Below are 12374 nucleotides of genomic sequence, written 5' to 3'. Positions count from 1 at the left end.
GTCGAATTTTACTTTCTTATAATAAGAAAAATGGAAGCGCCTATTGCGCTTCCACTTTTTTTATTGCACTTTCGCTTTCAAGCTTTCAATATACTGGTAAGCTTCATCAATCTCAGCTTCGGTATAGCGCTGGCTGCTTTTCAACGTAAATACCTTATTCGCAACCTCGTCCTTTGGAAGATTATCAAAATATAAAACCGTAGAAACAAGCTCAAGGAATCTAGCATTCTGCTCATTCATATCCACGAGACAATCCTGCAGGCAGGGCATGTCCACATCATTCATGCTCAAGAACTCTTTCCCAGCATCCGTCAGTGTGTAGCGATACTGAAAATAACCGCCCTTTTTCTCTTTCACTTCATTCAGAAACCCCATATTACAAAGCTCTTCTACTCTAGTGGTTAATTCCTCCGAGTACGGCCCGTAAAAATGAAACTGAAACCGTTCCTGAAACGGAAAATCAACCTTTTTTGCAATATATATCATCTTTTGCAGCTTTTTTCTCCCCGTAATTTCGCCGGAAACTAAAATTGCCTGCATCAGCTTCGCATGATCTTTTAACAACATTCGTCATCTCCTACTCCATCTAAACAGGTCTCTTATTATCTACCATTCATGCCTCAAAGGGCCTTCTGTCTATCAACTTTCCAAAAGAGCGCGGATTTTCGCTTTACTCTCCTTACAGCCGGAATCACTCTCAAGAAAATCAGCTGGATAATAAAGCTTATGATCGGTTCTTCTTTTTCCCGAAATGGCATCCACAATCTCTGACTCTCGGGAAAGCTCCCGTAATTCCCCGTTTTTCATTAACAAATGAATCGGCAGCCTTTCTTCTTCCTCACCCGGGCGATAAAAATCATACGGTAAATCAGAGGATGAATCGACCACCAAATAATATTCAGGGTCCATTCCCGCCTTTTGGAATAAAGAAGTTAATTCAGCAAGCTTCTTGTATTCCTTCGCAGGATCAAATTCTGCATATTTGAATAGATTACGATTCACAAAACGACGGCAAAGGTCACTTAATATCGGGTCGGCCTCTTCCTGCCAAATTTGAAAATAATACATAATAACAGACTCATCTAATTTTAGATAGTCTTCTAATGTCGCTTTTTCATGAAAAAAAGACGTAAAGTGAATCGGTTCATGTTTGAATGAATAGTTTTCTTCAAATAACTGCTTCGCCCGATGGAGGATTTTTGTCAAAATAACCTCGGCACTGCGGCTTACAGGATGAAAATAAACCTGCCAATACATCTGGTAGCGGCTCATAATATAATCTTCGACCGCGTGCATACCGCTCTTTTTAATCACAACCTGGTCTTCTCTCGGCCGCATCACGCGTAGAATCCGTTCCATATCAAATTGTCCATAACTGACACCGGTAAAATACGCATCCCGCTGCAAGTAATCCATACGATCGGCATCAATTTGGCTGGAGATCAGACTCACAACAAGCTTTTTCTCGGATGTTTTTTCAATCACCTCGGCTACTTGCGTAGGAAAATCGGGTCCCACCTTCAACAGCACGCCATTGACTTCTGTATCACCTAAAATAATGGCGCGGGTAAAATCTTCGTGGTCGAAACCAAAGACTTTTTCGAAGGAGTGGGAAAACGGTCCGTGCCCCAGATCATGGAGAAGGGCCGCACACAGGGTGAGAAGTCGTTCATCATCGTTCCATTCTGGCCTTCCCGCGAACACATCGTCGATAATCCGGCGGACGATTTCGTATACTCCCAGCGAATGGTTGAATCTGCTGTGCTCTGCACCATGAAAGGTTAAAAAGGTTGTTCCAAGCTGTTTAATCCGCCGTAAGCGCTGAAACTCTTTCGTTCCAATCAAGTCCCAAATGGCCAAGTCACGCACGTGAACGTAGCGGTGGACGGGGTCTTTAAACACTTTTTCTTCACTCAGTTTTACCGCCGAATATTGCATGGACTTCCCTCTTCCTCATAAACTTGCGTCTGACTAACTATTATTTCCTATTATATCCCAAAAACCACCTGTTTTTCAGCAAAATTCTACAGTAGTTTTCGACAAAATCCTAAGCTCCTATTTTTTTCTAAAAAGGCTGTGTTAAAGGTCTATGTTGTTTTATAGACAATGTTGATTGGAGCGGAAGGCACGAAGACTCCTGCGGGAGTACGGGGCAGGGGAGACCCCGCAGGAGCGAAGCGACGAGGAGGCTCCCCTGCACGCCCGCGGAAAGCGAAGTGCCTGGAGCGGAAATCAACATGCACGTTTAACATGCCTCTAAAAAAAGAAAATCACCTTAATCAATTGTCTTAAGGTGATTATTTTATCTTTTTATTTATTTTCTCCATTAATTCCTCTTCCGTTAATGCTGCAACCGGGCGGTTATTAACGAAGGCAAAGGTCTTTTTCCGACCAGGTCCACAGTAAGACTGGCAGCCAATTTTGACTTCGGCATTCGGATCGCAATCTTTCAATCGAGGGATCAATGTCTTTAAATTTACGGCCTGACAATCATCGCAAACACGAAATTCATTGGACATTTGGTACAACCCTTTCTACAATCAATCATTTATCTTTTGTTTAGTATATCCATATTTACTCCATTGGTATTTTACATTTTCTTGTTTTTGAATGCAAGTTGCAATCTTTAGCAATCCCACATCACCAAGACTAAATCTTTCATTTAAAAAATCTAGTATCCTTTTAATCATTTTGGTATAAACCCTGAAAAACTTGTCCATCATAAGACTAGAACTTTAAAAAATTAGTCAGAAACAAGACTGCACTGTAAAGGAAATTATTTTAGGGAGTTGAAAAATATGAAAGTACGTCAAGATGCATGGACAGATGAAAATGATCTATTATTAGCTGAGACTGTCCTTCGCCATGTAAGAGAAGGCAGTACACAGCTGAATGCCTTTGAAGAGGTGGGTGACAAGCTGAATAGGACTTCAGCAGCCTGTGGCTTCAGATGGAACGCAGTGGTTCGTCACACATATGAAAAAGCATTGCAATTAGCTAAAAAACAGCGAAAACAAAGACAAAGAGTGCTAGGAAAAGAACAAGGTGGCAAGAAAAAGCTTCTCTATAGCCCACCGATTACTACTACTGAAGAATTTGAGGCACTACCGCTTTCTATGGAAATGCCAATGGAAACAACAGTTGAAATGCCAGTTGAAATGCCAGATATGACAGCAGAAATGGCCACTGAAACCTATGTAAAACCAGCTGCACCAAGCTATAAACCAGCACCTGCTGCATCTGGCGGCATGTCGCTTGATTCAGTTATTTCATACTTACAAAACTTTCATCATGCCAATCTGCAAAATGAAGCATTAAAAAGTGAGAATGAAAGATTGAAGCGAGAAATCGCTGAATTAAGGAAGCAAAATGAAGAGTTATCCAATAAGATTGCCGGACTCGAGCAAAATACGGAGACCATCCAAGAAGATTACGAGACCTTAATGAAGATCATGAACCGTGCCCGTAAACTCGTTTTATTCGAAGAAGAAGAAAGACCTGCTACAAAATTTAAAATGGACCGTAACGGGAACCTAGAGAAGGTAGCGGAATAAGAGAGATTTTTGGGAGAAGAGAATACGCGCAGCATCCCATTTAGAAAAGAGGCTGACTCAATTGATGAGTCGGCCTCTTTTTACCTATCAGCAATTTTTTCATTCCGGTCAACAACCCTTTGATAATATCCGGGAAATAATGAAAGTTCATATTCGTTAAGTTGTCCGGCAAGTAAATAATCACTATTGCTTTTTAACTGGTTTAATAGACGCAGCATGACATCCCCAATCGTGAAATGGGTACCAAGTAATTCTGAAAGAGAAGCCATTACTTCCGGCACAATTTGAGGGTATTCAAATTTGGTAGGTTCCTCTTTTTTTGCCTGCTGGTAAAATTGCTTCACCAACTCCGCCCTTGCCTTGCCGCTGCCATTGACGCAAAGGTAAATTTGAACAGCAACACCTTTTTTTAGCCGTCGCTGTGAGATACCAGCGAATTTTTTCCCGCCAATACTAAGGTCATAGCTTCCCGGGCAATACGACCCAACAATTTCCTTCGCCTCGATAGCTTGCGGGAAATCGGCAAACATCCGTTGAATTAATTCCCACATCGCATCATAGCCGCGGTTTATATCAATTCCCTTTTCAGCTTCTGGAAAAATTAACGAGATATTAAGGACACCTTCATCCAAGACGACCGCCAAGCCGCCAGAGTTCCTAACTATAGACTGATAGCCCATACTCTTTAAATAGTCGATGCCTTCCTGTAAGAATGGCAGTTTCGTATCCTGTATGCCTAGCACTACGGTGTTGTGATGAACCCAAGTCCGCGCTGTGGCTGGTGCATTACCGGTTCCTACCGAGGCACACAAAGTATCATCCGTGCCAAAGGATTGTGTTGCCTGAAAATGAATGCCAACTGCAGACTGGTCAATGATTCGCCACTCAGGTTGGCGCAGTAAACCTTCCATTCGCCTAACTCCTTACCCGTCAGATAGAGTTATTTTATCAAAAAGTATGGATTGTAACCAATTCTGTTTGAATAATAGAGGGATTCTACACGTTTTCCTATTTTTTCTACACAATTTTAGTTTATTTCTACACGGTTCCATGTTATTTCTACACAAAGTCGAAACAATTCTACACACTTTCATCATTTTTCTACACATCTTTGTAGGAATTCTACAAATCCACCACAAAAAAGAGCCAGCCCACCCCGGACTAGCTCCACTTTTCTTATAATCCTTGTGCTGCCGTAATTAAGGCTAGCTTGTACACGTCTTCTTCGTTACATCCGCGGGACAGGTCGTTAACCGGGGCATTTAAGCCTTGTAAGATCGGTCCTACTGCCTCGAATCCGCCTAAGCGCTGCGCAATTTTGTAACCGATGTTTCCTGCTTCCAAACTTGGGAAAACAAACACGTTTGCATCCCCTTGAAGCACAGAACCTGGCGCCTTACTTTTTGCCACAGATGGAACAAATGCCGCATCGAATTGGAACTCGCCATCCAATACAAGGGAAGCATTCCGACGCTTCGCTTCTTCAACAGCTGCAACCACTTTTTCTGTTTCAGGAGACTTCGCTGAACCCTTTGTTGAAAAACTCAACATGGCCACACGCGGCTCGATATCAAACATTTCAGCCGTTTTCGCACTTTCAATCGCGATTTCTGCTAAATCGTTGCTGTCCGGAGCAATATTGATGGCGCAATCAGCGAACACATACTTTTCTTCCTCACGAACCATGATGAACACGCCGGATGTTTTCTTTACGCCCTCTTTTGTTTTAATAATTTGTAAGGCAGGACGCACTGTATCTGCAGTCGAATGTGCCGCACCACTAACAAGACCGTGTGCTTGCTTCGTATATACGAGCATCGTTCCGAAATAGTTTTCATCTAGTAAAATCTTACGTGCATCCTCTTCCGTCGCTTTCCCTTTGCGGCGCTCAACAAACGCAGCCACTAGTTCATCCATACCTGCATAAGTTGCCGGATCATATATTTCAGCAGCATCTAACGAAACACCAAGCTCATTTGCTTTAGCCTGAACTTGTTCAATATTACCTACTAGAATCGGTGTGATTAATTTCTCCTCAGCTAAACGAGCAGTTGCTCTTACAATTCGCTCATCTAAGCCTTCTGGAAAAACAATACGCAAATCACGGCCGGAAACTTTTTGCTTTAACCCTTCAAATAAATCACTCACAATGAAATCCTCCTTTTAAAAAAACTACCCCTATTAGCATACTTTACCAAGGTAAAATTTCAAGCAAGGTACGTCACAGATAGCGGTTTCATCGAAATGTTTTTGTTTTCAAAAAATTACACTCTCATTTTTACTATTTACCCATTTTAATAAAAATATCCAGTTCTCTTCAATTAAGGTTTTATTGAGGCTTCACTTGGTCAAACTATGTTATAGTTAAGAGTGTTAATAAGAAGAATCATTATTTAGGAGTGATTTTAATGAGTGAAGCAGCACAAACGCTTGACGGCTGGTATTGCCTGCATGATTTCCGTACAGTTGATTGGACAACATGGAAAATGCTTTCAAGTGATGAACGCCAAGCCGCTATCCATGAGTTTCTAAGTCTAGTTGAAAAATGGAACCAAACACAGGAACGTAAAGAAGGCAGTCATGCTTTATATACAATCGTTGGCCAAAAAGCTGATTTTATGATGATGATTTTACGTCCAACAATGGAAGAATTAAATGCGATTGAAACGGAATTCAACAAAACAAAATTAGCAGAATTCACGATTCCTGCTCATTCTTATGTTTCAGTTGTGGAGTTAAGTAACTACCTGCCAGCAGGAGAAGATCCATATCAGAACCCACAAATTTTGGCGCGCCTTTATCCGACGCTTCCAAGAACCAAGCATGTTTGCTTCTATCCAATGGATAAGCGCCGTCAAGGCAATGACAACTGGTATATGCTTCCGATGGAAGAACGCCGCAATATGATGCGCAGCCACGGAATGATTGGTCGTACATATGCAGGGAAGGTTAAGCAAATCATCACTGGCTCTGTTGGCTTTGATGATTACGAATGGGGCGTTACCCTGTTCGCAGAAGATGTTCTACAGTTCAAGAAGCTTATCTATGAAATGCGTTTTGATGAAGTAAGTGCTCGCTACGGCGAATTTGGAGCCTTCTTCGTGGGGAACCTTCTCGAAGAAGAACGCGTATCCACATTCCTTCACGTATAATACGAAAAGTTCTCAGGCCATGGCTTGAGAGCTTTTTTGTTTTCCTGCCAAAAGCCAGTCATATTTCCCCCAACCCCTTCATACTATTTAAACAGCGAGTCTCAAATAAAGCTCCGTATGTCTCATCAAGGTGAGGTGAGAAAAAAGTAGTATCCCAACTGTAACATTTGGGCTTCTTTGGAGTATGAATAGACTGTTGGGCAATTCGTTCAATCATTTTAGGAGGGGAAAAGATGAACCAATATAACAATCCACAAGGATTTCAGCCTTATACTGGAGTAGCTGGCCAAAACCGTGCACAACCTATGGGTGGAGGGCAAGGCTTCCCACAATTCCCGCAACCATCCACAGGACAGATGCAGCAGCAAATGGGGCAAATGCCACAAATGCCTCAAATGCCACCAGCTGGTGGAGCTGCGCCAGGTATGCTTCCAATTGAGCAATCGTACATTGAAAATATTCTACGTTTGAACAAAGGAAAACTTGTGAGTGTATTTGCAACCTTTGAGGGTAACAATCAGTGGAATGCGAAAGAATTCAAAGGAATTATTGAGGCGGCAGGAAGGGACCATGTTATTTTAAGTGATCCGCAAGCCGGTACTCGTTTCCTTATTCCGATGGTAGCAGTCGATTACATTACGTTTGCTGAAGAAATCGAATATGAATATCCATATGGTGCTGCACCAAGCTTAGGTACTTATCCACCAAGGTAAAATAATACATGAAAAAGGCATTGGGTCTTAAGCGCCCAATGCCTCTTATTTGTTAAAAATGTTTTACTGCTCCAACAATCATCAGGATCCATGCTGCTAAGAAGCATACTCCTCCAATTGGTGTGATGGCTCCCAATACGCCTACCTTTGTTAAGCTTAATGCATACAAGCTGCCGCTAAATAGGATAATACCGGCTAACATTAACCATCCGGACCAGGTAAATTGCGTGCTTGCTGCTACTTTCCCCAGAAGAATACCAATAATTAATATGCCGGTTGCATGAAACATTTGATAAGTCACGCCTGTTTTCCAAATCTCTAGATAATGAGCATCTAGCTTGTCCTTTAATCCATGTGCACCGAAGGCACCAAGTGCTACTGCTAAAAAGGCATTAATCGCCCCGATTACGATAAAAGCTTTCATCTTGTATTTCCTCCTTTTGTGTTGGCTCTATTAAAATGTCTGTTGATTTCCGCTCCAGGCTCGAGCGGTTCGTGGGCGTTTCGGCGAGCCTCCTCGGCGCTTGCGCCTGCGGGGTCTCCCCTGAACCGTACTCCCACAGGAGTCTTCGAGCCTTCCGCTCCAATCAACAGGATGCCAAAAATCAACATAGTGCCTTAGCCTTCTCGTTAAAAATCAAATAATGAATCTCCGTTTGCTTCGTCGTCCAATTCTAGTTTCTTTCCCTGTTGGACGGGTGCCGGCTGCTGAAAGATGGGTTGATTCATCATCGGCTGTTGAAAAACTGGCTGTGCGGCCACTGGCTGCTGGTAAGCAGGTTGTGTGTGTACTGGCATCAAGGCGGCAGGTGCATTCAATGGTCGTTCACTCTGCGCTGTTGGCTGATCATCGAGGATCAATTCGCATAATATTTTAATAGAGTACACCTTTTCCCGCAAGCTTTCTTGCATGTGAGCTGTTTTCGCTTGTTTTAATTCTTCTTCTATTTTAGTTAAGAGCTTTTGGATGGATATGTTCATTCGTGACACCTCTATTTTCAGTCTCGTTTCTATTCTACCTGATTATTAACCATTTTACGAAAAATAGACCCCTCCACCCTTCGACATGTTCCACGTGAAACAAGTCGAATATCGTACTTTTAACATAGTCTGTTGATTTCCGTTCCAGGTGCGAGCGGTTCGTGGGCGTTTCGGCGAGCCTCCTCGGCGCTTGCGCCTGCGGGGTCTCGCTGAAACCGTACTCCCACAGGAGTCTTCGCACCTTTCACTCCAATCAACAGGATGGCTATTACGTAAAAAAACCGCACCATGAACTGGTACGGGTCTATTATTAGCCTAAAATTCGTTGATAAATAGATTTTGCATGTGTTAAATCCTTGGTTCCATGGACCAAAGCGCGGCCATCTTGAAAAATAACCATCCGTTCTTCGCCCATTTCCACAGACAACAGATAGGGATTGCCTTTCACTACATAACCTAGTGAGCTAAGCTGTCCGGCAAGCCGTTCCAAAGAAATTTCACTAGCCGCAGCGGGACGGATTTGCACGGTATCGCGGCCGCACAGCACCGTTGTTTTTGTCATATTCTCATAATCGAGATACGGATACGTTCGTTCCTCGCCGCATGATAAGCAGCCAGCAAACTTCGCCTTCGACATCTTTAAGCTCGTATATTCATTTCTCCATAAATCAAAGCTGACAAACGATGTGCGGGCAGCATCATAATCTTCAACCAAAATCTTTAGCGCTTCTGCCGTTTGATGCGCAATCACCATTTGAACAGCAGGAGAAATAATCCCACCCGTATCACAAGTCAGCCCTTGCAGTGGAATCGATCGTAACAGGCAGTTCAGACATGGTGTTTTCCCTGGAATAATAGAAAAACTCATCCCATAGCTGCCGACACAAGCCCCGTAAATCCATGGAATATTGTATTTTTGTGATACATCATTCATGGCCATCCGCGTCTCAAAATTATCGGTTGCATCCATCATCAAATCCACGCCGGCTACCAATTCCTCCAGCAAATCAGGAGTCGCATCACCGATAATCGCCCGAATCTCTACGTCGGAATTGATCGCACGAAGGCGCTTTTCTGCAGCCGCAGCCTTCGGTAGCTTTTCAGCCACATCTTCCTCCGTATAAAGTTGCTGCCGTTGCAGATTACTCGCTTCGACATAATCCCGGTCAATAATCGTCATCTTGCCCACACCGGACCGGGCCAAAACCTCAGCACTTCCCGATCCTAACGCACCGGCACCGATAATCAGTACATGTTTTTTACTAATCTTCTCTTGCCCCTCTTTACCGATCCCTGGAAAGAGAACTTGCCGTGAATACCTTTCATCCATACTAAATCAGCCCCCGCTAACCGGAGGAATGAACGCAATGACATCACCATCAGAGATAACCTCATCATTGGAAGCAAACTCTTCATTAATCGCTGTCATCACCGTATCCATTTTAGGCAAGTTATAGTTGGCGGATAACTCTGCTTTTAACTCCGCGACCGTTTTACCGCTTGCATCCATAGTAAGAAACTCCTCACCGCCGACTGCATCACGTAAATGGGCAAAAAATAGTACCTTATTCATTCAAGTCACTCTCCTCAGGCTTGCCGCTTGGATAAGCGACTGTTTCAAGCTGATTGCCCATCCATTCTTCGCCGTCTTCCCAATGCTCTTTCTTCCAAATAGGAACAATTTCCTTAATCCGTTCAATCGCATAACGGTTGGCTTCATATGCATCTGCACGGTGTGGGGTAGAAACGGCAATCACTACCGCTACATCAGTAATATCTAAACGACCGACACGGTGGGTGATTGCGACGCACGAACCTTCCCAACGCTGTTCAATCTCGGTACCAATTTGCTCCAGCTTTTTCACAGCCATGGCTTCATATGCCTCATAAATGAGAAACAACGTTTTCTTTCCCTTTGTTAATTCACGGACGGTACCAATAAAGGTCGTAATCGCACCCGCCTCACGCTGAACTACTTTATCAATCACTGCTTGGATATCAATTGGTTCCTTTGAAATCTCGAACATTTTCATTTATTTCACCTCTTCAGACAAGCGCTTTGGCTCTGCATTTTCCACTACTTGATAGCCGCCAATCTTTTCTACCTGTTCTTTAAATGCAGGAGACTGGATTAACTCAACTAGCTGTCTTCCGTTGTCACTTTCATAAAAGCTTCTTGTCATTACTAAATCATATTCTTCATCGGCAACAGGAATAAAGTCCAGGTTCATTGCTTTCGCTGCAGGGTAGATACCTAATCCGGCACCATAACGGTCACCCTTGACCTCTGCCGCTACGGCAAGATGGGAGAACATTTCACGCTCATAGCCAATAATGTCCTCCGAGGAGAGTCCCTCTTCCGATAGCAAGAGATCAAACAGAATTCTTGTACCGGCTCCTTTTTGGCGATTGACGAAATTCGCCTTACCTTTAACCAAATCTGCCACGTTTTCTATTTCAAGTGGATTTCCTTTTGGTAAAATCCAGCCTTGCTTTCTTTTTAAAAAAGGATACAGAACCACGTCTTGACCAGCTAGAATTTTGTTTACATATGAAACATTATATTGCTTTGTGCTTGGGTCAAGCAAATGAATGCCCGCTACATGGGCCTCCCCTTTTCGAATTGCCATAATTCCTGCCATACTGCCGACATGCGATGAAACGATTTTTCTATCCGTATGCACTCGTTTCAATTGCGATGATAATAGATCAATCGTTAAATCGTGGCTGCCGCTAAACACAATGGAGTTTCTCACTTCTTCCAGCGGTCGTAACAGCTCCACCTCAGCGAAGTCTCCTTGCTCATAGCCAATGACATTTGGCGGTACGATTAAGAGGCCATCTGCTCTGACATACGACATCGTTACCCCTGCCGCCCTTGTCAGTGGATTAGCAACAAATTGGCCATTCACATAGCCGATATTCATTCGAACAAAGTCCTCTGCACCCATGGACGAGACAATGCGGCGGCCAAGCTTAACCGTTACTGTCTGTCTTTTTGGTTCAGGAATTCCTAAGTATTTACACACCAGTGGACGGACAAACCACTCCAAGGCCAAATAGGCGGAGACCGGATATCCTGGAACACCAACGACGATTTTCCCATTTATTTTTCCTAAAATAACAGGCTTTCCAGGCCGTGCGGCGACCCCATGGGTAAAGACGGTGCCGATTTCGCCAATAATGTGCACCGTGAAGTCCTTCCGTCCTGCAGAAGAACCGGCATTAATGACAATAATATCGGAGGTTTCCGATGCTTCCAAAAGGGCATTTTTTATTTTCTCAGGCTCGTCCTTCACAATCGTATGAAGCTTCGGCTCTCCGCCCCACTCTTTAATAAAATTAGCAAAAACCGTGCCATTGAATTCAATAATGTTCCCAGAAGCTAGCTCTGAATCTGCCTCTACCAGTTCATTCCCGGTCGGTATAATCGTCACCACTGGTTTTTTAACGATCGGAATGACCGTTTGCTGTGCAGCTAGTAACACACCTAAATCGGCTGGCCTTAATATATGTCCTTGCGGGAACAGCATTTCCTCCTGAACGATATCTTCACCAATTGGGCGGATATGCTGCCAAGGTGTGGCTGGCTCAATAATTTCAATCGTTTCCTCATCGATTACATCCACATGCTCAATCATAATCACGGCATTAAAGGGGGATGGAATCGCATTGCCTGTATCTACATAGCAAAATTGACTGCCTTTTTTTAATTGCAGTGGATTTTGTTCATGTGCTTGATAGGTACTTTCTGCCACCACAGCAATGCCATCCATCGCTGACGCATGATAATGCGGCATCGAAACCTTTGCAAAAATCGGTTCAGCCGTTGCTCGTCCCAAAGCTTCTGTTGCTGAGATATATTCCGTTTCAGAGGGCAGCTGTTGTGCCGCAAGAATTTCTTCTCTCGCTTCCGCTCGGGGTTTATCTTCTAAATAAATTTTCCGCTTATAATATGTCTGCTCCATTTGATC

At 43.5% G+C, this 12374-nt stretch carries 14 protein-coding genes; 3 read left to right on the top strand and 11 right to left on the bottom strand.

The genetic code is table 11. The features are described from left to right. Positions 1-60 precede the first annotated feature (60 nt). The 3 genes from AA0X95_RS02895 to AA0X95_RS02885 all read right to left on the bottom strand — a co-directional run bounded on the left by AA0X95_RS02895 (position 61) and on the right by AA0X95_RS02885 (position 2519). Entirely contained in the window at positions 61-564 is a 504-nt protein-coding gene (locus tag AA0X95_RS02895; protein WP_413309819.1) for a YwgA family protein, read from the bottom strand. A gap of 75 nt (positions 565-639) precedes the next feature. Beyond that, the gene (locus tag AA0X95_RS02890; RefSeq protein WP_413305145.1) at positions 640-1938 is read right to left on the bottom strand and encodes an HD domain-containing protein; all 1299 of its coding nucleotides are present in this window, start codon (positions 1936-1938) and stop codon (positions 640-642) included. 359 nt (positions 1939-2297) lie between these two features. Then, positions 2298-2519, bottom strand: coding sequence for a DUF1450 domain-containing protein (locus tag AA0X95_RS02885; RefSeq protein ID WP_307283366.1), 222 nt, complete (start codon positions 2517-2519; stop codon positions 2298-2300). Between the two features lie 279 nt (positions 2520-2798). On the opposite strand from AA0X95_RS02885, the gene AA0X95_RS02880 reads away from it, so the two are divergent. Further along, a complete protein-coding gene (locus tag AA0X95_RS02880) occupies positions 2799-3554 on the top strand; it encodes an RsfA family transcriptional regulator (protein ID WP_413305142.1) in 756 nt (251 codons plus the stop codon). Between the two features lie 80 nt (positions 3555-3634). Here AA0X95_RS02880 and AA0X95_RS02875 read toward each other — a convergent pair whose 3' ends face one another. Beyond that, a complete protein-coding gene (locus AA0X95_RS02875; RefSeq protein WP_413305139.1) occupies positions 3635-4465 on the bottom strand; it encodes a biotin/lipoate A/B protein ligase family protein in 831 nt (276 codons plus the stop codon). Between the two features lie 265 nt (positions 4466-4730). Next, positions 4731-5702 (bottom strand): phosphate acetyltransferase, encoded by a 972-nt coding sequence (gene pta, locus AA0X95_RS02870; protein ID WP_413305136.1) that lies wholly within the window; start codon positions 5700-5702, stop codon positions 4731-4733. Between the two features lie 260 nt (positions 5703-5962). Between pta and hemQ the strand changes: the two genes are divergently transcribed. Both hemQ and gerQ read left to right on the top strand, forming a co-directional pair. Further along, positions 5963-6706, top strand: a complete 744-nt coding sequence (gene hemQ / locus AA0X95_RS02865; RefSeq protein ID WP_335526691.1) for a hydrogen peroxide-dependent heme synthase — start codon at positions 5963-5965, stop codon at positions 6704-6706. Between the two features lie 233 nt (positions 6707-6939). After that, positions 6940-7419, top strand: coding sequence for a spore coat protein GerQ (gene gerQ / locus AA0X95_RS02860; RefSeq protein ID WP_413305132.1), 480 nt, complete (start codon positions 6940-6942; stop codon positions 7417-7419). A 52-nt stretch (positions 7420-7471) separates the two neighbouring features. On the opposite strand, the gene AA0X95_RS02855 is transcribed toward gerQ, so the two are convergent. From AA0X95_RS02855 to AA0X95_RS02830, 6 genes are all read right to left on the bottom strand, one after another. Further along, the gene (locus tag AA0X95_RS02855; RefSeq protein ID WP_413305129.1) at positions 7472-7843 is read right to left on the bottom strand and encodes a DUF423 domain-containing protein; all 372 of its coding nucleotides are present in this window, start codon (positions 7841-7843) and stop codon (positions 7472-7474) included. A gap of 206 nt (positions 7844-8049) precedes the next feature. Continuing rightward, complete coding sequence (locus tag AA0X95_RS02850; protein ID WP_413305127.1) at positions 8050-8400, bottom strand: YwdI family protein; 351 nt, start codon at positions 8398-8400, stop codon at positions 8050-8052. Positions 8401-8710: 310 nt separating this feature from the next. Then, positions 8711-9730 carry a thiazole biosynthesis adenylyltransferase ThiF gene (locus tag AA0X95_RS02845; protein ID WP_413305124.1) on the bottom strand — a complete coding sequence of 340 codons (1020 nt, stop codon included), beginning with the start codon at positions 9728-9730 and terminating at the stop codon, positions 8711-8713. 6 nt (positions 9731-9736) lie between these two features. Further along, positions 9737-9973: a molybdopterin converting factor subunit 1 gene (gene moaD / locus AA0X95_RS02840; protein WP_413305121.1), complete on the bottom strand. Its 237-nt coding sequence runs from the start codon at positions 9971-9973 to the stop codon at positions 9737-9739. Beyond that, positions 9966-10433 carry a molybdenum cofactor biosynthesis protein MoaE gene (locus AA0X95_RS02835; protein WP_308081763.1) on the bottom strand — a complete coding sequence of 156 codons (468 nt, stop codon included), beginning with the start codon at positions 10431-10433 and terminating at the stop codon, positions 9966-9968. The genes moaD and AA0X95_RS02835 overlap by 8 nt, the downstream gene beginning before the upstream one ends. Beyond that, positions 10434-12368 carry a molybdopterin biosynthesis protein gene (locus AA0X95_RS02830; RefSeq protein WP_413305116.1) on the bottom strand — a complete coding sequence of 645 codons (1935 nt, stop codon included), beginning with the start codon at positions 12366-12368 and terminating at the stop codon, positions 10434-10436. It lies immediately after the preceding gene. Positions 12369-12374 lie beyond the last annotated feature (6 nt).

It is taken from the genome of Neobacillus phoenicis (assembly GCF_047302305.1).
GTDB lineage: Bacteria > Bacillota > Bacilli > Bacillales > Cytobacillaceae > Neobacillus.
The sequence above is the reverse complement of the archived record's forward strand: the minus strand, read 5'-3'. Positions and strand labels throughout refer to the sequence as shown.

Excerpts from the sequence above, each read along its gene's own strand:
- AA0X95_RS02890 (WP_413305145.1), bottom strand. The coding sequence starts at position 1,938 with ATGCAATATTCGGCGGTAAAACTGAGTGAAGAAAAAGTGTTTAAAGAC.
- AA0X95_RS02885 (WP_307283366.1), bottom strand. The coding sequence starts at position 2,519 with ATGTCCAATGAATTTCGTGTTTGCGATGATTGTCAGGCCGTAAATTTA.
- AA0X95_RS02880 (WP_413305142.1), top strand. The coding sequence starts at position 2,799 with ATGAAAGTACGTCAAGATGCATGGACAGATGAAAATGATCTATTATTA.
- AA0X95_RS02875 (WP_413305139.1), bottom strand. The coding sequence starts at position 4,465 with ATGGAAGGTTTACTGCGCCAACCTGAGTGGCGAATCATTGACCAGTCT.
- hemQ (WP_335526691.1), top strand. The coding sequence starts at position 5,963 with ATGAGTGAAGCAGCACAAACGCTTGACGGCTGGTATTGCCTGCATGAT.
- gerQ (WP_413305132.1), top strand. The coding sequence starts at position 6,940 with ATGAACCAATATAACAATCCACAAGGATTTCAGCCTTATACTGGAGTA.
- AA0X95_RS02855 (WP_413305129.1), bottom strand. The coding sequence starts at position 7,843 with ATGAAAGCTTTTATCGTAATCGGGGCGATTAATGCCTTTTTAGCAGTA.
- AA0X95_RS02850 (WP_413305127.1), bottom strand. The coding sequence starts at position 8,400 with ATGAACATATCCATCCAAAAGCTCTTAACTAAAATAGAAGAAGAATTA.
- AA0X95_RS02845 (WP_413305124.1), bottom strand. The coding sequence starts at position 9,730 with ATGGATGAAAGGTATTCACGGCAAGTTCTCTTTCCAGGGATCGGTAAA.
- moaD (WP_413305121.1), bottom strand. The coding sequence starts at position 9,973 with ATGAATAAGGTACTATTTTTTGCCCATTTACGTGATGCAGTCGGCGGT.
- AA0X95_RS02835 (WP_308081763.1), bottom strand. The coding sequence starts at position 10,433 with ATGAAAATGTTCGAGATTTCAAAGGAACCAATTGATATCCAAGCAGTG.
- AA0X95_RS02830 (WP_413305116.1), bottom strand. The coding sequence starts at position 12,368 with ATGGAGCAGACATATTATAAGCGGAAAATTTATTTAGAAGATAAACCC.